Here is a 22,544-nt window from a genome sequence, read left to right as displayed (position 1 = left end):
CGACGAAGCAGCCGCGGTCTTGGGTGAGCCCGGCCAGATACGCCGTCCCGTCAGCAGAGCTACGGACTTTCAATCCGGGGGTGCGACCTGCTGCCAGTCGGTTCGCTGAGGCTCGGTCACAACCAACGACGTTCGGTGCCATATTCCTGCGCAGTGGTGGCTGGCTAGAGGGGTTGGCCGTGTACCTGGTGGCCCGATAGGAAGGTTGCTTCTATTTTGAGGGCGGCGATTTCTTCTGGTGGTGTTTCCAGGGGGTTTGCTGACAGGATTGTCAGGTCGGCGTATTTGCCTGGAGTCAGGGAGCCTATGATGTCTTCTGCTTGTAGTTGCCAGGCTGCGTCTATGGTTTGGGCTTTTAGGGCTTGGGTGACACTTAGGCGTTCGGAGGGGCCGTAGTGGTTGCCTGCTCGGGATAGGCGGGTTGCGGCTACCGAGATGTTGTGCAGGGGTGCTAGGGGCGTTACTGGTGAGTCGTTATGCAGGGAGACTCGCATGCCGGTTTGCAGGGCCGTTGCGACTGGGGACCAGCGGGCGGCTATTTCGGGGCCGAACAGGTCGTTGGCTATGACCTCGCCCCAGTAGTAGATGTGGTCCGGGAACAGGCTGCACGTGATGCCCAGGGCGTGGGCTCGGGTGAATTGTTCCGGGCGCATCGCGCTTACGTGTTCCATTCGCAGGCGGGGATGGCGGCCTGGTGGGAGTTGGTTTTTCAGCATTGCCGACCAGGCGGACAGGACCAGTTCGGCTGCTTCGTCGCCGTTGGCGTGGCAGGCCAGCTGCCAGCCTGCGGTGAAGTAGGCGCGGGACAGGTCCAGTAGTTCCTGGTGGGTGTAGTTGGGGGTGTCTCGGTGGCCTGGCGGGATGCCTAGGGATTGGGTCGCGGGGGTGTCCAGGTAGGGGAACGTGGCCGCCAGGTTGCCGGTCCAGGGGGAGCCGTCGGCCCAGATCTTCACGCCTATCTGGCGGATCAGGTCGTCGCCCGTGTTGGGGGCTACGTCGCTGGTCAGGGTGGGGTTCGATACCTCGTAGAGGCGTAGGCGGGTTGTTATTGCGCCTGTCTTGCGGGCGTGGGCCAGGAGGGGGCGGGAGGTTGGGGTGAACGCCATCTCGCTCATCGTCGTCACGCCTTGGGCGTTGACTCTCGCGCTCTGGGCGGCCAGGGCCGCGGTGGCCGATTCGGGGGTGATGGCGGTGCGCAGGGGGGCCGTGAGCAGGGCTATGGCGGAGGGTTCCAGGGCCACGCCTGTCAGGTCGCCGTTGGGGTGGCGGAGGAGGCGGCCGCCGGGTGGGTCGGGGGTGTCTCGCGACAGGCCCGCTTGGCACATGGCGGTCGTGTTGAAGTATGCCGAATGGCCTGAGTTGTGCAGGATGACCAGCGGGGTGTGGGGTGCCAGGTCGTCCAGCCAGGGGCGGGTGGGTTCGGGCAGGCCCTTCTGGATGAGGGCGTCCCAGCCGTTGCAGTAGGTGCCGGTGAGGCCGTTGTCGATGATTGCTTGGCGGATCTTGGCCAGTACTTCTGCGGCGGTGGGGGTTATGGCTGGGCGAATGTCTACCAGTGCGCCTGCTTGTACTGTTGCGTCGCCTAGGAAGTGACCGTGGGCTTCTATTAGGCCGGGGATTACGCAGCTTGTTCCGGTGTTTATTAGGTGGGTTTTTGGGCCTTGGAGGGGGGTTATTTCGGTGCTGGTTCCTACTGCGATTATTCGGCCGTTGGAGATTGCCAGGGCTTCGACTTGGGGGGTTGCCGGGTCCATTGTTAGGAGGTTGCCCCTGATTATTGTTTCGGCTTTCATGCCAGGTAGAGCAGGGCGGCCGAGGTCAGGGCGGTGGTGCCGATCTGGATCGACGGTTCGGCGTCGGGTGCGAAGCGGGCGGTGTGGTTGCCGTGCAGGGTCGCCAGCTTCTCCTCGGGGGTCTCGCCGGGGGCCGCTTCCCACGTGTCCCATGCGGTGCCGCCGAAGAACCAGAAGTTCGTGGGGACGGCCGTTCCGTTGTTGTGCTCCGGGAAGCCGAAGATTGAGAAGTCTTCGCTGCCCATCAGGGGGCCGTGCTCGATTACCGCCTCGGCACTGAACAGTTCGGCGTGCACGGCTGATACTGCTGCGTCGGTGGCCGCGTCGTTCTCTGTGAGGGGGAAGTCGCAGGACAGCGTCAGTTCTGGTGGGCGCGGGCAGGCTGAGGCTGCGCACTCTGCTTCGGCTACGCGTTGGATTGCGGCCAGGATTCGGGTTCGGGCTGCTGCTGACTGGGTGCGGATGTTGAGCGAGAGCAGGGCCTCGTCGGGGATCACGTTGGCCTGGGTCCCGGCCCGCATCATGCCGGTGGTGACGACGGCCGCCTCGCGTGGGGCGGTCTCCCGCGACACGATCGTCTGGAGGCGGGTCACCAGGTGGGCGGCGGCGACGATCGGGTCCACACAGACCTCGGGGGACGAGCCGTGCCCGCCGCGGCCGAAGATCCGCACGTCGACGGTGGTCGCCGCCGACATCAGTAGGCCCGGTTTGTGCAGGATCGTTCCAACGGGGGTCGGGCCCACGTGCTGGCCTAGTGCCACGTCGGCCCGTGGGAGTGTTTTGAACGCCGGGTCCCGCACCATGGCCAAGGCCCCTTCGCCCAGTTCCTCGGCGGGCTGCGCCACCACCAGCAGCGTGCCCGACCAGGCGTCGCGCGCCCGGGACAGGGCCTCGACGGTCGCCATCAGGCAGGTCACGTGCACGTCGTGGCCGCAGGCGTGCATCATGCCGGGCACCGTGCTGGCGTAGGGCAGGCCGGTCGCCTCGGTGATGGGCAGGGCGTCCATGTCGGCGCGCAGCAGCACCACCGCGCCGTCGCCGTTGCGCAGCACGCCGAGCACGCCCGTGCCGCCGACGCCCTCGGTCACCTCCAGGCCCGCGGCGCGCAGCCGGTCGGCGATCCGGGCGGCGGTGCGGTGCTCCTTCCAGGAGTGCTCGGGGTGGGCGTGCAGGTCCCGGTAGAAGTCCACCAGGTCCGCGGAGCGCGCCGCGAAGTCGGCGAGGACGTCGCGGGTGGCGTCGGCGGTTCGGCTGCTCAACTGGCCTCCTTGGGCAGGGACGGCGCGCTGGCCAGCAGGCGCCGGGTGTAGGGGTCGGCGGGCGCGCGGTAGATCCGGTCGCGGTCGCCGTGCTCGACGAGGCGTCCGTGGTGCATGACCGCGACCGCGTCGCTGACGTGCCGCACCACCGCCAGGTCGTGGGAGATGAACAACATCGTCAGATCCAGCCGCGCGCGCAGGTCGGCCAGCAGGTTCAGCACCTCGGCCTGCACCGAGCAGTCCAGCGCGGAGGTGATCTCGTCGGCGACTATCACCTCGGGCTCGGCGACCAGGGCGCGGGCGATCGCGATGCGCTGGCGCTGGCCGCCGGAGAACTGGTGCGGGTGGCGGCGGGCGGCGTCGCCGTCCAGCCCGACGGCCTCCAGCCCGCGGGTGATCGCGGCGGCGTGCGCGCGGACGTCGGCGCGGCGCGGGTCGGCGGCCTCGGCCAGCGCCCGGCCGACGGTCATCCGCGGGTCGAGCGAGGAGTAGGGGTCCTGGGAGATCATCTGGACGCGGCGGCGGACGGCGGTGAGCCGCTTGCCGCGCAGCCCCGAGATCTCCGTCCCGTCGAGCAGGACGCGTCCCGCGCGGGGGCGCACCAGCCCCACCATCGCCTTGGCCAGGGTGGACTTGCCCGAGCCGGACTCCCCGACCAGGCCCACGGTCGTGCCCTTCGGCACCGCCAGGGTGACGTCGTCCAGGACGGTGGCGGCGCGCCGCCCGTGCCCGAACACGACGGTGACGTTCTCGACGGCCAGCGTCATCGGTCGCCTCCTCGGCTCGCGGCGGTGGTCAGCGCGTGGCAGGCGGCTCGGTGGTCGGCGCCGAACACCGCCACCGGCGGCGGCGTGGTGGCGCAGTCCGGCAGTTCCTCGGTGCAGCGGCCCGCGAACGGGCATCCGGCGGGCCGCGCGTCCGGGGCGGGCGGGCGGCCGGGGATGGTGGCGAGCGGTTCGCCGTCGGCGGCGTCCAGGCGCGGGGTCGCGGCCAGCAGCGCGCGGGTGTAGGGGTGGCGGGCGCGGCCCGCGCTCAGGTCGGCGGCGGTCAGCTCCTCCACGATCCGCCCGCCGTACATGACCAGCACCCGGTGGCACAGCGTGCCGATCACGCCGATGTCGTGCGAGATGAACAACATCGCGGTGCCGTCCCGCTCGTTGATCTCCCGCAGCAGCGCCAGGACCTCGGCCTGCACGGTGACGTCGAGGGCGGTGGTGGGCTCGTCGGCCACCAGCAGGCGCGGCCCGGTGAGCAGCGCAGAGGCGATCATCGCGCGCTGGCGCATGCCGCCCGACAGCTCGTGCGGGTGCTGGCGCAGCCGGGCGGCCGGACGGGTGACGCGCACCGAATCGAGGGCGTCGGTCGCGCGCTTCCGGGCCTCGGCCTTCCCGACGCCGCGGTGGCGGCGCAACACTTCGGTGAGCTGGCCGCCGAGGCGCAGCGCGGGGTTGAACGAGGCCGACGGGTCCTGGTAGACGACGCCGATCTCGGTGGCCAGGCGGCGGGGTTCGGCGTCGGCGAGCAGGTCGAGGTCGTCCAGGCGCAGGGTGGCGGCCTGGACGTCGAGGCCGTCGGGCAGTAGTTGGGCCACAGCCATCGCGGTCAGGCTCTTGCCCGAGCCCGATTCGCCGACCACGCCGACGATCTCGCCGGGGCGGACGTGGAACGACACGCCCGCCACCAGGTCGGTGCCGTCGGGGAGGGAGACGCGTAGGTCGTCCACTACGAGCAGGGCGTCGGCTGGGGGTGGGGTGGGTTTTGCGGTTTTTGTGCGGCGGCGTGCGGCTCTTACTGCTGCGGCTCCGCGCGGGTCCAAGCCTGCGGCCAGGCCGTCTCCGATGAATCCGGCCAGCACGCCGGTCAGTGTGATGGCCACGGCGGGTCCCAGCGCCTCGGCCGGGTTGGTGTAGAGCGCTTCCAGGCCGGTGTTGAGCAGCGCGCCCCAGTCGTAGGACGGCGGCTGCACGCCCAGGCCGATGAACGACAACCCCGACAGCGCCGTCAGCGTCCCGGCGAACGCCACCGACAGCAGCACCAGCAGCGGTTCGGCGATGTTCGGCAGCAGGTGGCGCGTCAGCAACTTGTGCGGCGGCACGCCCAGCAGCCGGGCGGTGGCCACGAAGTCGCGGCCCGCGACCGAAGCCGCCAGATTCGCCGTCAGGCGGGCGAACGCCGGGGTCCAGGCGATGCCGATGCCGATCACGGCGGCGACCCGTCCCGCGCCCAGGATCGCCGCGACCACCAGCGCCAGGATCACCGCCGGGTAGGACACCATGACGTCGATGAGCCGCAGCCCGGCCTCCCGGACGCGCCGCCCGGCCACCCACACGGCGGTGCCGAGCAGCACGCCGAGGACCCCGGCGACGGCCGTGGCGGCGGCCGTCATCAGCAGGGTGAGGCGGGTCGCCACCAGCGTGCGGGCCAGCACGTCGCGGCCCAGCGCGTCGGTGCCCAGCCACTGGGCGGCCGACGCGCCCTCGCGGGCGGCGCCGGTGAGGCGGGTGGCGTCGTCGCCCCAGATCCACGGCGCGACGATCCCGAGCAGCACGATCAGGACCAGGCCCGCCGTTCCGGCGGCCAGCCCCTTCGACCAGCGGATCACGGGGCGTTCCTCCCGTTGAGGGTGCGCGGGTCGAGCAGCCCGAGCAGCAGGTCGACCAGCATGTTCAGCAGCGTGGCGAGCACGCCGAGGACCAGCACCGTGCCCTGGATGACCGGGTAGTCGCGGTTGAGGATCGCCTGGACGACGCGGCTGCCGAGGCCCGGCCAGTTGAAGACGCTCTCCACGATCACGGTGCCGCCCAGCAGCCCGGCCAGGGTGAGCCCGCCCATGGTGAGCGTGCCGGTGAGCAGGTTGGGCAGCGCGTGCCGGGCGTACAGCCGCAGCGGGGGCAGGCGGCGGCCGCGCGCGGTGCGCATGTAGTCCTGCTCCAGCACCCCGGCGGTCTCGCGGCGCACGATGCGCGCCAGCACGCACGTGGCGGGCAGCGCGATCGCCGCCACCGGCAGGATCAGCGCCGTCACCGAGGCCGCGCCCGCCGCGGGCAGCACCCCCAGCGTGATCGCGAAGACGAGCACCAGCAGCGTGCCGAGGACGTACTCGGGCGTCGCGCCAACCAGGCCCGTGACGAAGGTGAACGCCGCGTCCAACCGGCCGCGCCGCCCGCCGCGCGTCGCGATCGCCACGGCCATGCCGAGCGGCACCGCCAGCAGCAGCACCAGCACGATCGCCAGCAGGGCCAGCTCGGCGGTGAACGGCAGCCGCGAGCCGATCACCTGGGCGACCGGCTCGCGGGTCTGGAACGACTGGCCCAGGTCGCCGTGCAGCAGGCCGGTGGCGTAGGAGGTGAACTGCTCGGTCAGCGGGCGGTCGAGGCCGAGCTCGTGGCGCAGCTGCTCCACCTGGGCACCGGTGGCGGTGTCCCCGGCCAGGGCGCGGGCGGGGTCGCCCGGGATGAGCTGCATCATCAGGAACGTCACGACCACCAGCGCGGCCAGGGCGACGGCCAGCCCCGCCAGCCGCCGCAGCAGGAACCCGGCCCAGGGGTGCAGGCCGCGTCCGCGCGCCGCGGGGGCCTTGGGGCCGACCGCCGTTTCGCCGATCATCAGCTCTTGATCCGGAAGCTGGCGGGGTCGGCGGCACCGTTGACGACCACGCCGTCGGCGCCCTTGCCGAGGACGAACGCGACCGGCACCGTCGCCAGCGGCACCACGTCGTCGCGCTCCAGCAGCGCCTTCTGCGCCTTGGCCCATCCGGCGCACTGGGCGGCCTGGTCGGTGGTGCCCTCGGCCTCGGCGATGCCCGCGGTGAAGGCGTCGTTCTCGATGCCGCCGAAGTTGCGGCCCTCCGGCGGGACGGGGCCGGTCAGCAGGAGCGCGCCGCTGGTGAGCGTGCCGGGGAAGTTGAGGTGCGCCATGACGGTGAGGTCCCAGTCGCCCTTGTTGGCGAGCACGTCGGTGGCCCAGGTGGCGTTGTCGACGTTGCGGAGGCTCGCCTTGGCACCGGCGGCGCGCAGCGCCTCCTGGACGTAGGCGTTGCCCGCGCCGCCCGCGATGGCGTTGGTACCGGTGATCTTGAGGTTCACGCCTGCCAGGGTCTTCTTCGCGGCAGCCGTGTCCGGGCCGGTGACCGACGCGGCGTCGGTGTTGGCGCAGGGCGTGGTGCTGTCGCTCCAGCTCTTCATGACCTCGCCCTTGCCGCCGTAGACCTTGTTGAAGGCGGCCGGGTCGAGGGCCTGCGCGACGGCCTTGCGGATCTTGGGGTCGGCACCGGGGCGGCCGGAGCGCTCGTTGAACACCACGAACATGCGCAGCAGCGGCGCGGCCTTCAGTGTGTAGCCGCCGCTGCGGAAGCGGGCGGCGTCGGGACCGGTGAACGCGCCGTAGTCCACCGCGCCGGTGCTGAGCTGGTTGGCGAGCGTGCTCTCGTTGGAGACCAGCGAGATCTCCAGCGTCTTGGGCCGCTCGCCCTGCGGCTCCTGGGCGTACTGGGCGAAGGCGTTGAAACCGTCGCGCAGCTTGAAGGTGTAGCCGCGGCCGCGCTGCACGGTGGTGAGCGTGTAGCCGTTGGAGCCCGCGCCGGGGACCGGGCCCCGGGCGAGGGCCTGCGGGTCCTTGAGGCCGGGCGCGCAGACGACGCCCGCGTTGGGCAGCGCCAGGCCCGTCAGCAGGTCGGCCCAGGGGCGGCCGAGCTTGACGGTGACGGTGCCGGCCGCGTCGTCGGCGGTGAAGGTGGCGGGCGCTCCGGGGCCGAACGCCATCGCCACGCCCGATCCGGCGGTCTTGGGGTCGGCGAAGCGCCGTAGCGACGCGGCGACGTCGGTGGCGCTGAGCGGCTTGCCGTCCGAGCAGGTCAGGCCCTTGCGCAAGGTGAAGGTGGCGCTGGTGGGACTGCTCTCCCACTTCTCGGCCAGCCCGGGGGTGATCTTGTTGCCCGCGTCACGGTTCACGAGTGTGGCGTACTGGAGGCGCGCCAGCGTGTAGTCCGAGGCGGCGGTGCCCTTGGCGGGGTCGAAGGTGTTGGCGTCCGAGGTGAGCGCGACGCGGAAGGCGCGGTCGCCGGAGGCGCTCTCCGGGACGGACGAGGTGGTGCAGGCCGAGGCGAGGAGCGCCGCCGAGACCGCCGCGACGGCGGAGGCGGTGGTACGTGCACGGATCATGTGACTTCTCCTGGAGAGGGTCGTGCGGAGACGCCGGGACGCCGGGCGGGAGGCGATGCAGAACAGGATCGGGTCCGGGCCGAAAGATCCGCTAAATTGCACGAATACGTCGTGAACCCCCGATGGAACGCACGGAATCGTCAGATGGACGAACTGGACCTGGCCCTCGTCAACGCCCTGCAGCTGGACCCCCGCGCGCCGTGGAGCCGCCTGGCGGGGCCGCTCGGCGTGGACGCGGCGACGCTGTCGCGCCGCTGGTCCCGCCTCACCGCCGCCGGGAACGCCTGGGTGACCTGCGCCGCCGGCCCGTCCCAGCTCTCCTACGGGACGTTCGCGCTGGTCGAGGTGCGCTGCGCGCCCGGCACCCACGAGCGCGTCGCCGCCGAGCTGGCCGCCGACGCCTGCACGATCAGCGTCGAGCACACCACCGGCAACCGCGACCTGCTGCTGACCGTCATCACCTGGGACCTCGCCGAGTTCGGCGACTACGTCCTGCGCCGCCTGGGCCGCGTGGACGGCGTGGTGTCCACGCGCACCCACCTCGCCCACCACCTGCACCGCGAGGCCAGCCGCTGGCGCCTGGACTCCCTCGACCAGGGCCAGCGCCGCGGCCTGGAACGCCCCGGCGGCGGGGAGGGCGAGACCCGCCGGCTGCGCCACGACGAGATCGCGCTGATGCTGGCGCTGGCCCCCGACGGCCGCCGCTCCTCCACGGCCCTGGCCGAGGAGACCGGGATGCCGGAGGCGCGGGTGCGGCGGGTGATGGCCGGGATGTTGTCCAGCGGCCGGGTGGCGCTGCGCTGCGAGGCCGCGCACCGGCTGGCGGGGTGGCGGGTGACGGGGATGTTGTGGTTGTCGGTCCCGCCGCCGAGCCTGGACGCGGTGGCCGACGGCGTCGCGACGATGCGCGAGACGCGGCTGGTGTGCTCGGTCGCCGGGGAGGCGAACCTGATGGCCAACGTGTGGGTGCACGGCCTGAACGAGCTGGCGGCCTTCGAGGCGCGCGTCGTGTCGCAGCACCCCGGCGTGCGCGTGGTGGACCGGTCGGTGACCCTGCGCTGGGTGAAGCGCGTGGGCCGGATGCTGGACGCCGAGGGCCGCAGCCTCGCCTACGTCCCGATGGGCGCCTGGCGGGAGGGACGTCCCTGACCGCCGGGGAGCGCGACGCGCGTCGTGCAGGCGGGGTGGAGGGGGTGTTCAGGCGCCGGTGAGGTTCGGATTAGTTATGCGATAGATGAGAACTTCGGTCGGCAAAGGGGCGTACCGCACAGTAGGGTGCCTCTCGCGGAGGGAGATCTTGTGCCGAAACGGACTGAACGCCTGATCGCCATCGGCGCCGTCGCGGGGGTGGTCCTCGTCCCGTCGGTGCTGGTCATGCTGCCCATCGACGTGCCCAACCCCCTGGCCGCGCCGGGCCAGGACCCGGTCGGCGACCAAATCCCCATGGCGCAGCGCACGCCCGCCAAGTCGCCCACGCCCAAGCCGAGCACGTCCGGCGGCGCCGGGCCGCAGCAGGTCGGCGGGCGGCCGGTCGCCACCCCGTCCGAGCCCGCGCTCAAGGAGCTCAAGGGCGACCGGGGCAGCGGCAAGGAGGGCGACGAGGCGGGGACCCGCACGGGGCCCTACCGCACCGCCGAAACCGGCGCGAAGGTCGTCAAGGTCCAGAAGACCGCCACCCGGCAGTACGACGTGTCGGTGCAGTCCCCCGCGCTCGGCTCCACGCAGAAGGTCCGCATGCTCGTGCCGCCCTCGTGGCGCGCGGGCGCGCAGCGCACGTGGCCGGTCGTCTACGTCTTCCACGGCGGCAACGACAGCTACGTCTCCTGGACGCGCAGCACCGACATCGCCTCCCTCGCCGCGCGTTACGACGTCATCGTCGCGATGCCCGAGGGCTCCAACGGCTCCTACACCGACTGGTACAACGACGGCAAGGGCGGGATCCCCAAGTGGGAGACCTTCCACACCACCGAGGTGCGCCAGCTCCTGGAGCGCAACTTCCACGCCGGGTCGCAGCGGGCCGCCATGGGCATCTCGTCCGGCGCGCAGGGCGCGATGACCTACACGGGCCGCCACCCGGGCATGTTCAAGTACACCGCCGCCTACAGCGGCGTGTTGTCGATGTTGTCGCCCGGCATCCCGTCGCTGCTGATGTACGTCAACTCCGCGCGCGAGCCGAAGAAGATCTGGGGCGACCCCGCCCTGCACCGCAGCAACTGGGTCGCGCACGACCCCACGAGCCTGCTGGCCAAGATGCGCGGGACGCGGCTGCACGTCTCGGCGGGCAACGGCAAACCGGGACCTTTCGATCCTCCCGGGAAAGCCCCGTGGGACATCCGCTACCTTAGCGAGACCCAGGTCTGGCGAACCACGCAGGACTTCGTGGCCCGCGCCAAGGAACTGGGCGTCCCGGTGACGGCCGACATGTACGGCGAGGGCTCGCACACCTGGCCGTACTGGAAGCGCGAGATGCACAAGACCTGGCCGTCGATGATGAGGGCGATCGGGGCGGCGCCCGTCAAGTAGTCGGCCGAGCTGTTCCGGCGCGGAAGGTAGCCGAGGATGCGCCACAGCTTCAGTGTCGATCTGCGCGGGATCGTCGACCTGCTCGGCCGGCACCTGTACGCCAGCCCGCGCGCCTACCTGCGCGAGCTGCTGCAGAACGCGGTGGACGCCATCAGCGCGCACCCGCCGGAGCGGCCGCTGGTGCTGGTCGAGCCGCCGTCGGTCACCGGGGACGGGTCGCTCCGCGTCCACGACAACGGCGTCGGCCTCACCGAGGAGCAGGTGCACGAGCTGCTCGCCACGATCGGCCGCTCCTCCAAGCGCGACGAGCTGGGCTTCTCCCGGCAGCAGTTCCTCGGCCAGTTCGGCATCGGGCTGCTGGCGTGCTTCCTGGTCGCCGACGAGGTCGAGGTCGTCACGCGCAGCGCCGCCGTCGAGGGGGCGGCCACCGTGCGCTGGATCGGGCACGCGGCCGGGCACTACAGCGTCGAGGAGACCGCCGAGCGGTCCGAGCCCGGCACCACGGTCACGCTGCGGCCCCGGCGCGGCTCCGAGCACTGGCTGTCCGACGAGACCGTGCTGCGCCTGGCCGACCACTTCGGGTCGCTGCTGCCGGTGCCGGTGCGGGTCGGCGACCGGACGGTCTCGGGCGGGCCGCCCTGGCTCGCCGAGCACGCCGACCCCGTGGCGCGGCAGGACGCCCTGCTGGAGTACGCGGCGGGCACGCTCGACTTCCGGCCGTTCGACGTGATCGACCTGGACGTCCCGGCGGCGGGCCTCACCGGCGCCGCGTTCGTGCTCCCCACGCCCTCCAACGCGGGCGCGCGCGCAGCCCACCGCGTCTACCTCAAGCGCATGCTCCTCAGCGACCGGGCCGAACGCCTGCTGCCCGACTGGGCCTTCTTCGTGCGCTGCGTGGTGGACGCCTCCGAGCTGCGGCCCACCGCCGACCGCGAGCAGCTCTACGAGGACGACCTGCTCGCCGAGACCCGCGAGGCCCTCGGCCGCCAGCTCCGGGCCTGGCTGGTGAGGTTGTCGGCGACCGCGCCCACCCGGCTCGGCCGCTTCCTGGCCGTGCACCACCTGGGCGTCAAGGCCCTGGCCGCGCACGACGTGGAGATGTTGCGGCTGGTGGTGCAGTGGTTGCCGCTGGAGACCAGCGACGGGGAGATGACGCTCGCGGAGTTCCGGCGGCGGCACCGCGTCGTCCGCTACACCGCGGGCGTCGGCGAGTTCCGCAAGCTGGCCGGGGTCGCCGCCGCGCAGGGCGTTGGCCTGGTGAACGGCGGCTACGCCTACGACGCCGAGATCCTCAACCGGCTGCCGCTGATCGACCCCGAGGCCGAGGTGGTGCGGCTCGACCCCGCCGAGCTGGCCACCCACCTGGACGTGCTGGACCCCGGCACCGAACTGGGGTTGCGCGACTTCCTGCGGACGGCGTCGCAGGCGCTGCACCGGCTCGGCTGCGAGCCGGTCGTCCGCGCGTTCGAGCCGGTCACGCTGTCGGCGCTGTACCTGGAGGGGCGGGAGGCGGCCCGCCGCGCCGACCGGAACGCGGCGCTGGAGTCCGCCGAGGGCGCCTGGGCCGACATGCTGGGCGAGATCGGCGCGGAACCCGCCGCCCCGGCCGCGCTCCCCCAACTGCTGCTCAACTACAACAACCCGCTGGTGCGGCGAGTGACGGCCCTGGACGACCCGTTGCTGGTCAGGCTGGTTGTGGAGGCCCTGTACGGGCACGCTCTCCTGCAGGGACACCACCCGATGCGACCGGTCGACACCGCGGCGTTGAACCGATCTTTCCTGGGCCTCGTCGAATGGGCGGTGCACGACGTGGAGGAGAATTCATGATCCCCCGCCGGGCGGCGCGCCCGGCCGGGGAAGGGCCGTGACCCCACGCGGCCGACCGAACGAGGAGCGTCCATGACCCATACCCGGGCCGAGCTGACCGATCGGCTCGCCGAGGCCGCCGACCTGCCCACCGGAGAGGCGCAGGTCGAGGCGTTACGGGAGGTGGTGCGGCACGCCGAGGCGGCGGGGCTGGCCGAGCTGGAGATCGAGGCGCGGCTGGACATGGTCGACGCCATGATGCTGGCGGCCCGCGACCTGCGCGACCTGTCGGAGGTGCTCACCGCCTTCTCCCGCTGCGTCTCGCTCTACAGCGCGAGCCCCGACCTGTTCGACGAGGACGCGCTCGACTCGTTGTGGCGGCAGTTCGCCGCGCAGGGCATCGTGCTGGGCCTGCGGCCCGAGTACCCGCTGCACGTGGTGAACGGCCTGTTCGACGACATGGCGGCCCGCGCGCGCCCCGACCGCGACGACCTGCACGCGCTGTCGTCGGCGCGGCTGGTGCTGGCCGAGTGGAGCGGCGACGCCGAGCTCGGCGAACGTTGCCTGGCTGACCTGCGGAAGCTGGAGCCCGCCCCGGGCTACGTGTGCCCGGCGTGCCTGATGATGTACCAGGTCGCCTACCTGGCGGCGCTGGAGCGCGACGCCGAGGCGATCGCGGTCGCGCAGCCGCTGCTGACCGGCGAGGTCCCCTGCGACACCGGCGGCCAGCCCGCCGAGGCGCTGCACGTCCTCCAGCTCTGCTACCTGCGGACCGGCGCGCTGGAGGAGGCCCGCGACGCGCACCGGATCGCCTACCGGAGCCTGACCGACGCCAACGACGCCGACGTCGCGCGGCACCTGCGGTTCTGCGTGTTGTCGGGCAACCTCGACCGCGGCCTGGCCGTCCTCAACGCGCACCTGACCGTCCTGGAGGGCGAGCCGACCGTCGGCCCGGAACTGGAGCTGTCCGCGGCGGCCGCCGCGCTGTGCCGGGCGCTGGTGGAGGCGGGGCGCGGCGAGGAGGTGCTGCACTGGCCCGCCAATCCCGACTACGCCGACGACGAGGACGAGGAGTACACCTACCGCGAGCTGCACAAGGAGCTGTCGGGCGAGGCCATCGCGCTCGCCGAGCGCTACGACCGGCGCAACGGGCACGGCGTGGTCGGTGCCCGGATCAACACGATCCTGGAGGCGCGGCCGATCGTGGAGTCGCTGGCGCTGTCCCCGGTCGCCGCGCGCCGCGCGCAGCTCGCCCCGGTCGAGCAGCCCGACGGGACGGACGCCGCTCCCGGCGAGCATGAGTGGTACGCCGAGCACGCCGTCGCGGTCGAGCACGCGCGGCGCGGCGAGTCGCTGCTGGAGGAGGGCCGCGCGGACGAGGCGATCGCCCCGTTCGTCGAGGCCGCCGCGAAGTTCACCGTGCTGGGTGACACGCGGCTGGCCGCGCTGGCGCGCACCGACCTCGCCACCGCCTACCTCACCGTCGGCCGCCTGCTGGACGCGGCCGAGTGCGCGGAGGAGGCGCTGCCCACCATGCCGTCCGGAGCGGAGGCGGGGCACGACGGGATGCAGGCGCGCTGGGTGCTGGCCTGCGTGTACCCGCAGCTCGGCCAGCACGAGGACGGCCTGCGGATACTGGCGGAGATGCGCGCGCACGAGGACTCCCCCGGCGCGCTCGCCAAGCTGGAAGCGCAGACCGCCGAGATCCTCAGTCTGATGGACCGCGACGCCGAGGCCGCCGACGGGTTCGCCGAGGCCGCCCGCCGCTTCGGCGAGCACGGCGACCCCTACCTCCAGGCCGTCCACCTGCGCAAGAGCGGCCTGGCGCTGGGCTGGGCGGAGGACCTGCGCGGCGCGCTGGAGCGGCTGGAGGAGGCCCGCACGGTCCTCTCCGGCCTGTCCGCCGACGACGGCCGCCACGTCCGCGAGCACGCGCTGCTGCTCAGCGACACCGCCCGCGTGCTGGCCGACCAGGGGCAGGTGGACGAGGCGGTGACGCGCGCGCTGGAGTCGGCCGAGGAGTTCCGGTCGATCGGCGAGCAGGTCTCCGCCTGCCGGTCCGACCGGCTCGCCGGGCAGCTCCTCCAGCAGAGCGGCCGTCCGGACGAGGCCGAGCAGGCGTTCCGCCGCGCGCTGTCCGGCCCCGCCGACGACGCCGAGCGGCCCGGCACCGCCGCGCTCCTGGCCGCGCTGCTGGACGAGCGCGGGCGGCCGGAGGAGGCCACCCGGCTGCGCGCGGACTTCTTCGGCTGATCCTCCTGGCCGATCTTCGCCGGGCGGGCCCGGCGGGCTGTTCCGCCGGGCCCCCGGACGGGCAGGATGCGGGGGTGCCGGAGATCATGCATCCCGACGTGGTGTGCCAGCTCGGCGCCGGTCCCCGCTGGGACGCGGCGGCGGGCGTGCTGCGCTGGGCCGACCTGCACCGCGCCCGCCTCCACACCGCGCCGTGGGGCGGCCGGGCGCGGCGGCTGGAGGTCGGCAAGCGGCTGCCGCTGGCCTGGGCCCCGGCGCTCAGCGCGGTGCTGCCGGTCGGCGGGCCGCCGGGCGGGCTGCTGGCCGTCGCCGGGACGGGCCTCGCCCACCTGACGCCGCGCGGCGTCAAGCCGCTGCTGCCGCTGGTGCGGCCCGGCCGGACGCGGCTCACCGACGCCGCCTGCGACCCGGCGGGCCGCCTGTGGGTGGGCGCGATGGCCGCCGACGTCGCCCCCGGGGCCGGGCTGCTGCTGCGGATCGACGCGGGCGGCGCGACGCGGGTGCTGACCGGGCTGACCGCGCCGGGCGGGCTCGGCTGGAGCCCCGACGGCCGGGTGATGTACCTGGCCGAGGCGCGGCCCGGCCAGGTGACCGCCTACACCTTCGACGCGGCGGCGGGCGTGCCGTCGCGCCCGCGCGCGCTGGTGCGGCTCGACCCGCGCGAGGGCGTGCCGGACGGGCTGGCGGTGGACGCCGAGGGTTGCGTGTGGGTCGCGACGTGGACGGGCCGCCAGGTCCGCCGCTACGACCCGGACGGCCGGCTGATGGTGGCGCTGGACGTCCCGGCGGCGCGGGTGACGGGCTGCGCGTTCGCCGGTCCCGCGCTCGACGCCCTGGTGGTCACGACGGGTCGCGCGGGCGACGACCCGCCGCCGGACTCGGGGCGGCTGTTCGGTTTCGCGCCGGGCGTACGCGGCTTGCCGCCCCGCCCGTATCTGGGACCGTTGCCGCGCTCGTCATGACCGGGTCCGCTTTGTCGGTGGCAGACAAAGTGGCCTGGGAAATGCGCCGGTGGTTGTAGAGCGTCGCCTTCGGTGAGACCGCACAATCCTTGGCACGCCGTCCGCGAAAAACTCCCACCCCTCTCGCGGAGAACGGCCGAGAAAGGCGGGTCCTCCCCCGATGAAAAGGTCCCCGTTCACCTCCCTTCGCATGGCCGCCGCCACCGCCGCGCTGGCGGCCGGATTCGCGACGGCCCCGGCCGCGCACGCCGCCCCCGCCAATCCCTACGAGCGCGGCCCCGACCCGACCGAGGCCAGCGTCACCGCCGAGAAGGGTCCGTTCACCATCGAGCGCATCGACGTGCCGACCGGCAGCGGCACCGGCTTCAACCGGGGCACGATCTACGCCCCGACCGACACCTCGCAGGGCACGTTCGGGGCGATCGCGGTGTCCCCCGGCTTCGTGTCGCCGCAGGCGTGGATCGACTGGTACGGGCCGCGCCTCGCCTCGCAGGGCTTCGTCGTCATGACGCTGGAGACCCTGAACCTGATGGACGTGCCCGACTCCCGCGCGAACCAGTTGCTGGCCGCGCTCGACTACCTGACCGGCAAGAGCACCGTGAAGAACCGTATCGACCCGGCCCGGCTGGCGGTCATGGGCCACTCCATGGGCGGCGGCGCGACGCTGCGCGCGGCGGCGGAGCGGCCCGCGCTCCAGGCGGCGATCCCGCTGGCCCCCTGGCACACCGACCGGGACTGGCAGGGCGTCACCGTCCCCACCATGATCATGGGCGCGGACAACGACTTCATCGCCGGGGTCGGCGCGCACGCCGAGCCGTTCTACCGGAACCTGACGTCCGCGCCCGAGAAGGCGTACCTGGAACTGCGCAACGCCGGGCACATGTCGTTCAACACGCCCAACACCACCATCGCCAAGTACGGCATCTCGTGGATGAAACGATTCGTGGACGACGACACCCGCTACGACCGGTTCCTATGCCCCGCGCCGCGACCGGGCGCGGCCATCAACGAATACCGCGACACCTGCCCCAACGGATAGGCGGAAAAGGAACGGGCGCGACGCGCAAAGGCTCCAGCCGCCGCCGGGTGAGGGACCGCCACGACCATTCCAGCGGCCCGTACCGGAACCACCGCGACCACCAGCGCGCGAACATCACCTGCGCGCTGAGGATCACGAGGGTCAGCGCGGCGGCGTCGCGCCCGTCGTCCACGCCGTACAGGCGGTCGGCGAGCAGGATCAGCGGGGTGGCGGACACATAGCAGGTCAGGGCGAGCCGTCCCATCGGCTCCAGCACGGCGGTGAGGGCGGGTCGCGCGCCGGTGCGCAGCAGGAGCAGCAGGCCGGTGCCGTAGGCGGCGGCGGTGACGACCCCGGCGGTGCCGAACACGCGCTCGTCGGCGGGCCCGAGCTGCCAGACGTTCAGCGCCGCCGCCGCGACGGCCAGCACGGCGAACGCCTTCGCGAGCGTCCGCGTGGGCAGGCTGAACGCCTCCCGCCGCATCGCCGCCGCGCCCAGCAGGAACAGGCCGGGCACCAGGCTCCAGCCGCCGGACGTGAAGCCCATCGCGCCCGCCGTCATCAGCAGGCCCGCCGCCAGCACGGCCGACGCGCTCACGTAGGAGGCCGGGAGGAGGAAGGCCGCGCCGAGCACCGCGTAGGGCAGCAGTACCTCGCCTGGCTGCCCGAGCTGGTGCAGCACCCCGAACGGGACGAGTGTCATGAACCGCCACAGCAGGTCGGCCCGGCCCGCGCCGCGCAGGAACAACACCGCGCTCGTCCCGAACAGGAACGAGAAGATCGGGAAGAACCGGCCCTGGAGCAGGGTGTCGAACGCCGCGCCCGGCGAGGGCTGGCCGGTCATCTGCACGATGTTGACGGGCAGGATGCCGAACAGGGCGAAGCCGCGCAGCACGTCGATGTCGGTGATGCGTCCGCTGTGTTCCTTGCGTTCTTCCATGCCGTCCCCGAAATCAGGCGGTCGGCAGCTCGGCCAGGTGCTCTTCTGCCGTGCGTGCCGCGCCCCGCGCGGCCTCCGCCGCGAACACGTCCTCGTCGAGCCCGGTACGGACGCGGGCGGTCACGCGTTCGACGTCCGCCTGCTCGGACGGACCGGCCGGGATGCCCGCCGCGCGGCGGATCTCGGCGGCCCCGCCCAGCAGCCGGGCGGCATGGGCGTGGTCACCGGCGAGGCTGACCGCCCCGGCCAGCCCTTCGAGGGCGAACGCCTTGTCGCGCGGCGCGTCCAGCGTGATCGCGACGGCGAGGGCGTCGCGCTGGTAGGCGAGCGCGGTGGCGGCGTCGCCGCGCTCTTCGGCGATGTAGCCGAGCGCCACCTGGATCAGCGGCAGGAACAGCGGCGGCGGGGTGTCGTCGTTAGGCGGCGGCACCGATTTCAGCATCGCGCGCAGCCGGTCGTCGGCCTCGTCCAGGTCGCCCAGGCGGCGCGCCACCAGGCCGAGGCCCAGTTCGCCGAAGAACATCGCGCCCCGGTTGCCCTGCTCGGTGCCCTGCTCCAGCGCCTGCGCGAACAGGTCGCGGGCGGCCGGGAAGTCGCCGCGCAGCAGCGCGACCCAGCCCAGCCAGCCGAGCCCGACCGCCACGTGCGGCCACAACCGCAGCTCCTCGGCCATGCGGACGCCCTCGCGGCCCAGGCGTTCGGCGCGGCCGTAGTCGCCGACCAGCTCGGCGTGCCCGGCCAGCCACTCCGAAGCCTGGAGGCGGCCCCAGCGGTCGCCGAGTCGGGTGAAGATGCGGGTGGCGGCGTCGGCGTCGCGTTCGATGGCGGCGGGTTCGCCGCGCGCGTGCCCGTGGTGGGCGCGCATGGCGAGGGCGGCGGCGGTGCCCCACTCGTCGCCCAGGGCCTCGAACTCGGCCAGGGTCGGGGCCAGCAGCGCGGCGGCGTCGTCCACGTCGTCCAGCTCCGAGCCCGCGTAGACCAGGAACCAGCGGGCGCGGGCGCGGACCACCGGGTCGCCGGGGCCGTCCAGCGCCGCCAGGGCCTCGGCGCGGCGGGCGGGCCAGCCGGTGCCGTCGCCTTGGAGGACGACGAAGCACGCGCGGTAAGCGAGGGCGCGGGCGCGTTCGGGGGACGGCGCGGTGGTGAGGTCGAGCGCGGCGGTCAGCGCGCGCCGGGCCTCGCTCCAGCGGCCCCGCAGGAACCAGTACCAGGTCAGCGCGTTGGCCAGCCGCAGCGCGTCGGGGCCGGACGCGCCGTCGAGCGCGGCGCGCAGGTTGGCGGACTCGGCGTCCAGCAGGTCCAGCCAGTGCGCCTGGTCGTGCCCGTACAGGTGGGGTTCGGCGCGCTCGGCCAGCACGATGTAGTGCTCGCGGTGGCGCTGCCGGACGGCCGCCTCCTCGCCCGCGTCCTGGAGCCGGTCGGCGCAGTAGGCCGCCACCGACTCCAGCAGCCGGTAGCGGGGCGCGCGGCCCGGCCGCTCGGTCATCACGACCAGCGAGCGGTCCACCAGCCGGACCAGCAGGTCGAGCGCGTCCAGGCCGTCGCCGGTGACGTGCTCGGCGGCCTCCAGCGTGCAGCCGTCGGCGTGCGCGGCGAGGCGGCGCAGCACGGTGCGCTCGGCCGCCGAGAGCAGCTCCCAGCTCCAGTCGATCATCGCCAGCAGGGTCTGCTGGCGCGGCGGCGCGCCCCGGTGGCCGGTGGCCAGCAGCCGGAACCGGTCGTCCAGCCGGGAGACCAGGCCCGGCACGCCGAGCGCGCGCACGCGGGTGGCGGCCAGTTCGAGGGCGAGCGGGATGCCGTCCAGGCGGCGGCAGAGCACCGCGACGTCGGCGGCGTTGGCCTCGTCCAGCCGGAAGCCGCGCGCGGCGGCGGACGCGCGGGCGGTGAACAGCCGCACCGCGCTGGAGCGCGCCAGCTCGCCGGGATCGGGCGCGGCGTCGCGCTCGGGCACCGTCAGCGGCGGGACGCTCCACACCACCTCGCCGGGCAGGCCGAGCGGCTCGCGGCTGGTGGCGAGTACGCGCAGGTCGGGGGCGGCGGCCAGCAGCCGGTCGGTGATCTCGGCGACGGCGTCGACCACGTGCTCGCAGTTGTCCAGGAGCAGCAGCACACCGCGCCCGGCCAGCGCGGCGGCGAGGCGCTCCAGCGGGGCGCCGGGCTCGGCGGCGTCGCGCAGGTCCAGCGCGGTCATGATGCCGTCGATCAGCTCGGGCGCGGCGGCGTGGTCGAAGGCGGCCAGCTCCACCATCCGGACGCCGCCGGGGAAGCCTTCCGCCAGTTCGCCCGCCACCGCGATCGACAGCCGGGTCTTGCCGACGCCGCCGGGGCCGGTGAGGGTGACCAGGCGTTCGGTGCCGAACAGTCCGGCGATCTCGGCGACGGCGTCGGCGCGGCCGATCAGCTCGGTGGGCGGGACGGGCAGGTTGGTGCGCGGGCGGGGCTCGGGGGCGGGCGCGGCGGGCGCGTCCAGCGCGAGGTCTTGGGCGAGCACCGCCCGCTGGAGCGTGACCAGCTCGGCGCTCGGGTCGAGGCCCAGCTCGTCGGCGAGCCGGGAGCGCAGCTCCTCGAAGCTGTCGAGGGCCTCGCTCTGGCGGCCCGACCGGTAGAGGGCGCGCATGTGCGCGGCGCGCAGCCGCTCGCGCAGCGGGTGCGCGGCCAGCGCGTCGGCCAGCTCACCGACCAGCGCGCCGTGCTCGCCGAGCGTGAGCCGTACCTCGGCATGGTCTTCCAGGGCGGTGAGGCGCTGCTCCTCCAGCCGGGCGATCGCGGCGCGGGTGAACGGCTCGTCGGCGAAGTCGGCGAACGCGGGGCCACGCCACATCCGCAGCGCGGCGGCCAGCAGCCCAGCCTTCTCGGCGGACGCGGCGTCACGGGCCTGGCCGACCAGCTCGGCGAAGCGCAGGGCGTCCACCGGCGCGCGCTCTCCGGCTTGCAGCGAGTACCCGGCGGGCCGCGACTCCACCAGCGCGCGGGCGCCGGGTTCGGCGTCCTCCAGCACGCGGCGGAGCTGCGACACCTTCGCCGACAGGGCCCCGGCGGGGTTACCGGGCAGCGCCTCGCCCCACAGGTCGTCGATCAACCGGTCGGCGGGCACCGGGCGGCCCTCGTGCAGCAGCAGGTCGGCGAGCAGGGCCCGCACCTTGATGCCGGGCACGGCGACGGGCGCGCCGTCGTCGGTCCACACCGCCAGCGGACCCAGCACCCCGAAACGCATGAAATGCACGATAACGCCTTGTCAGCGCCCGGCTCAGCCCATCGCGGCGAGCGCCGGAAAGCGACCGTAAGAATCCCGTAAACCGCCTCCGGCACAGTAAGACCCATCAGGAAGGCGACGGGAAAGGAGGCGGGACCATGGCGGACACGCTGCGCCTGGCGGTCATCATCGCCAGCACCCGCGCCGGGCGCTTCGGACCGACGGTGGCCGACTGGTTCACCGCCCACGCCCGCCGCCGCCCCGGCCTCACCGTCGAGGTGCTGGACCTGGCCGAGGCCCGGCTGCCCGCCGAGCTGACCGACCTGGACGACCCGCTTCCTCGGGCGGTGCGGGACCTGGCGCCCCGGCTCGCCGCCGCCGACGCGTTCGCGGTGGTGACGCCGGAGTACAACCAGAGCTTCCCGGCCCCGCTCAAGACCTGCTTGGACTGGTTCTACGAGGAGTGGCGGGCCAAGCCGGTGGCGGTGGTCTCCTACGGCCGCGAGTCCGGCGGGGCGCTGGTGGCGGCGCAGCTGCGGCAGGTCTTCGCCGAGCTGCACGCGGTGACCGTCCGGGACGGCGTCACGCTGCCCCGCTACTGGGAGCTGTTCGCGGCCGACGGGTCCTGGCCGAAACCGGCCGCCGCCTGCAACACGGCCGTCGCGACGACGCTGGACCAGCTCACCTGGTGGGCCCGCGCCCTGCGCGAGGCCCGCACCGCACGCCCGTACACGTACTGACCTGCACGATCCGACACCCTGCGGAGGGCACCATGCGCAAGATCGTCAACTCGACCTACGTCTCGCTCGACGGCGTCATCGAGAACCCGCACCTGTGGACCACCCCCTACTTCGGCGAGGAGGCCGCCGCCTACGCCAGCGAGCTGCTGTTCGGCAGCGACGCGCTGATCGCCGGGCGGCTGACCTACGAGGGCTTCGCGGAGGCGTGGCCGAGCATGGAGGAGCAGACCGGCGAGTTCGGCGTGCGGATGAACAACCTGCCGAAGTACGTGGTCTCCACGACGCTGGAGAAGGCCGAGTGGGGCGAGACGACGATCATCAGCGAGGACGTGCCGGAGACCGTCGCCCGGATCAAGGAGGAGGGCGAGGGCACGATCCTCCAGTACGGCTTCGGGCAGTTGTCGCGGACGCTGGTGGAGCACGGGCTGCTGGACGAGCTGCGGTTGTGGATCCACCCGGTGATCGTGGGCACGGGCAAGGCCGAGGACCTGCTGACCTGCGACGGGTTCGGCGCGTCGTTCGAGCTGGCCGACACCACGACCTTCAGCAACGGCGTCATCATCGCGACCTACCGGCCGGCGGCCCCCGCGGCCTGACCGGCATGGGCTCACCGCATGCGAAGGCGCGCGCCGAACCGGCGCGCGCCTTCCGTGGTCTGGCTGGGGTTGCTGGTCGGGGGCAGGAAACCTGCGCGGGCTGGGGGGTGGTGGTCGCGTACACAAACCCGCGCGGGTTGAGGTTGATGGTCGAGTGCGGGGCGCGGGGCTGAGGTTGATGGGCCTGTGCGGAAAACCCGCGCGGGCTGGGGTTGCTGGAATCCCGGAGCAACCCCGCGCGGGGCTGGGGGTTGTTGCTTGGGTGCGGAAAACCCGCGCGGGGCTGGGGTTGGGTGGGCCCC

The 22,544-nt window shown here is 73.3% G+C and carries 16 protein-coding genes; 8 read left to right on the top strand and 8 right to left on the bottom strand.

What is annotated here, in order from left to right:
• Window positions 1-164: 164 nt before the first annotated feature.
• The 6 genes from AH6_RS43110 to AH6_RS35705 are packed head-to-tail and all read right to left on the bottom strand — an operon-like array spanning window position 165 to window position 8,211.
• Window positions 165-1,754, bottom strand: a complete 1,590-nt coding sequence (locus tag AH6_RS43110) for an amidohydrolase (RefSeq protein ID WP_218006008.1) — start codon at window positions 1,752-1,754, stop codon at window positions 165-167.
• 35 nt (window positions 1,755-1,789) lie between these two features.
• Window positions 1,790-3,052, bottom strand: a complete 1,263-nt coding sequence (locus AH6_RS35725; protein WP_067489125.1) for an amidohydrolase — start codon at window positions 3,050-3,052, stop codon at window positions 1,790-1,792.
• Window positions 3,049-3,819 carry an ABC transporter ATP-binding protein gene (locus tag AH6_RS35720; RefSeq protein ID WP_067489122.1) on the bottom strand — a complete coding sequence of 257 codons (771 nt, stop codon included), beginning with the start codon at window positions 3,817-3,819 and terminating at the stop codon, window positions 3,049-3,051. The genes AH6_RS35725 and AH6_RS35720 overlap by 4 nt, the downstream gene beginning before the upstream one ends.
• On the bottom strand, window positions 3,816-5,654 hold the full coding sequence (locus tag AH6_RS35715; protein ID WP_245679620.1) for a dipeptide/oligopeptide/nickel ABC transporter permease/ATP-binding protein: 1,839 nt from the start codon (window positions 5,652-5,654) through the stop codon (window positions 3,816-3,818). The genes AH6_RS35720 and AH6_RS35715 overlap by 4 nt, the downstream gene beginning before the upstream one ends.
• On the bottom strand, window positions 5,651-6,658 hold the full coding sequence (locus tag AH6_RS35710) for an ABC transporter permease (protein ID WP_067489118.1): 1,008 nt from the start codon (window positions 6,656-6,658) through the stop codon (window positions 5,651-5,653). The genes AH6_RS35715 and AH6_RS35710 overlap by 4 nt, the downstream gene beginning before the upstream one ends.
• Complete coding sequence (locus tag AH6_RS35705) at window positions 6,658-8,211, bottom strand: ABC transporter substrate-binding protein (protein WP_067489115.1); 1,554 nt, start codon at window positions 8,209-8,211, stop codon at window positions 6,658-6,660. Before AH6_RS35705 ends, AH6_RS35710 begins: the two co-directional genes overlap by 1 nt.
• A 144-nt stretch (window positions 8,212-8,355) precedes the next feature.
• On the opposite strand from AH6_RS35705, the gene AH6_RS35700 reads away from it, so the two are divergent.
• The 6 genes from AH6_RS35700 (at window position 8,356) to AH6_RS35675 (ending at window position 16,794) form a co-directional block, all read left to right on the top strand.
• Complete coding sequence (locus AH6_RS35700; RefSeq protein WP_067489112.1) at window positions 8,356-9,360, top strand: Lrp/AsnC family transcriptional regulator; 1,005 nt, start codon at window positions 8,356-8,358, stop codon at window positions 9,358-9,360.
• Between the two features lie 150 nt (window positions 9,361-9,510).
• Window positions 9,511-10,734, top strand: coding sequence for an alpha/beta hydrolase (locus AH6_RS35695; RefSeq protein WP_083983801.1), 1,224 nt, complete (start codon window positions 9,511-9,513; stop codon window positions 10,732-10,734).
• Between the two features lie 36 nt (window positions 10,735-10,770).
• On the top strand, window positions 10,771-12,561 hold the full coding sequence (locus AH6_RS35690) for an HSP90 family protein (protein WP_067489110.1): 1,791 nt from the start codon (window positions 10,771-10,773) through the stop codon (window positions 12,559-12,561).
• A 72-nt stretch (window positions 12,562-12,633) separates the two neighbouring features.
• On the top strand, window positions 12,634-14,793 hold the full coding sequence (locus AH6_RS35685; protein WP_067489108.1) for a tetratricopeptide repeat protein: 2,160 nt from the start codon (window positions 12,634-12,636) through the stop codon (window positions 14,791-14,793).
• Between the two features lie 74 nt (window positions 14,794-14,867).
• Complete coding sequence (locus AH6_RS35680; protein WP_083983800.1) at window positions 14,868-15,755, top strand: SMP-30/gluconolactonase/LRE family protein; 888 nt, start codon at window positions 14,868-14,870, stop codon at window positions 15,753-15,755.
• A gap of 190 nt (window positions 15,756-15,945) precedes the next feature.
• A complete protein-coding gene (locus AH6_RS35675) occupies window positions 15,946-16,794 on the top strand; it encodes a dienelactone hydrolase family protein (protein ID WP_245679619.1) in 849 nt (282 codons plus the stop codon).
• On the opposite strand, the gene AH6_RS35670 is transcribed toward AH6_RS35675, so the two are convergent.
• Entirely contained in the window at window positions 16,760-17,713 is a 954-nt protein-coding gene (locus AH6_RS35670; RefSeq protein WP_067489099.1) for a DUF418 domain-containing protein, read from the bottom strand. The two genes, AH6_RS35675 and AH6_RS35670, sit on opposite strands and share 35 nt — an antisense overlap.
• A gap of 13 nt (window positions 17,714-17,726) precedes the next feature.
• Window positions 17,727-20,927: an AfsR/SARP family transcriptional regulator gene (locus AH6_RS35665; RefSeq protein WP_067489097.1), complete on the bottom strand. Its 3,201-nt coding sequence runs from the start codon at window positions 20,925-20,927 to the stop codon at window positions 17,727-17,729.
• 137 nt (window positions 20,928-21,064) lie between these two features.
• On the opposite strand from AH6_RS35665, the gene AH6_RS35660 reads away from it, so the two are divergent.
• Window positions 21,065-21,646, top strand: coding sequence for an NADPH-dependent FMN reductase (locus tag AH6_RS35660; RefSeq protein ID WP_067489095.1), 582 nt, complete (start codon window positions 21,065-21,067; stop codon window positions 21,644-21,646).
• A 32-nt stretch (window positions 21,647-21,678) separates the two neighbouring features.
• Window positions 21,679-22,242 (top strand): dihydrofolate reductase family protein, encoded by a 564-nt coding sequence (locus AH6_RS35655; RefSeq protein WP_067489093.1) that lies wholly within the window; start codon window positions 21,679-21,681, stop codon window positions 22,240-22,242.
• The last annotated feature ends 302 nt before the right edge of the window (window positions 22,243-22,544 follow it).

Origin of the sequence: Actinomadura hibisca NBRC 15177 (assembly GCF_001552635.1) — a bacterium.
GTDB classification, from domain to species: Bacteria; Actinomycetota; Actinomycetes; order Streptosporangiales; family Streptosporangiaceae; genus Spirillospora; species Spirillospora hibisca.
Note: the sequence above shows the minus strand (reverse complement) of the source record. Positions and strands in the feature narration are given on the sequence as shown.

What these genes read in the sequence shown, in the direction of transcription:
- AH6_RS35705 (WP_067489115.1), bottom strand. Translation starts at nt 8,211, where the DNA reads ATGATCCGTGCACGTACCACCGCCTCCGCCGTCGCGGCGGTCTCGGCG.
- AH6_RS35690 (WP_067489110.1), top strand. Translation starts at nt 10,771, where the DNA reads ATGCGCCACAGCTTCAGTGTCGATCTGCGCGGGATCGTCGACCTGCTC.
- AH6_RS35660 (WP_067489095.1), top strand. Translation starts at nt 21,065, where the DNA reads ATGGCGGACACGCTGCGCCTGGCGGTCATCATCGCCAGCACCCGCGCC.
- AH6_RS35720 (WP_067489122.1), bottom strand. Translation starts at nt 3,819, where the DNA reads ATGACGCTGGCCGTCGAGAACGTCACCGTCGTGTTCGGGCACGGGCGG.
- AH6_RS43110 (WP_218006008.1), bottom strand. Translation starts at nt 1,754, where the DNA reads ATGGACCCGGCAACCCCCCAAGTCGAAGCCCTGGCAATCTCCAACGGC.
- AH6_RS35685 (WP_067489108.1), top strand. Translation starts at nt 12,634, where the DNA reads ATGACCCATACCCGGGCCGAGCTGACCGATCGGCTCGCCGAGGCCGCC.
- AH6_RS35675 (WP_245679619.1), top strand. Translation starts at nt 15,946, where the DNA reads ATGGCCGCCGCCACCGCCGCGCTGGCGGCCGGATTCGCGACGGCCCCG.
- AH6_RS35655 (WP_067489093.1), top strand. Translation starts at nt 21,679, where the DNA reads ATGCGCAAGATCGTCAACTCGACCTACGTCTCGCTCGACGGCGTCATC.
- AH6_RS35670 (WP_067489099.1), bottom strand. Translation starts at nt 17,713, where the DNA reads ATGGAAGAACGCAAGGAACACAGCGGACGCATCACCGACATCGACGTG.
- AH6_RS35700 (WP_067489112.1), top strand. Translation starts at nt 8,356, where the DNA reads ATGGACGAACTGGACCTGGCCCTCGTCAACGCCCTGCAGCTGGACCCC.
- AH6_RS35710 (WP_067489118.1), bottom strand. Translation starts at nt 6,658, where the DNA reads ATGATCGGCGAAACGGCGGTCGGCCCCAAGGCCCCCGCGGCGCGCGGA.
- AH6_RS35665 (WP_067489097.1), bottom strand. Translation starts at nt 20,927, where the DNA reads ATGCGTTTCGGGGTGCTGGGTCCGCTGGCGGTGTGGACCGACGACGGC.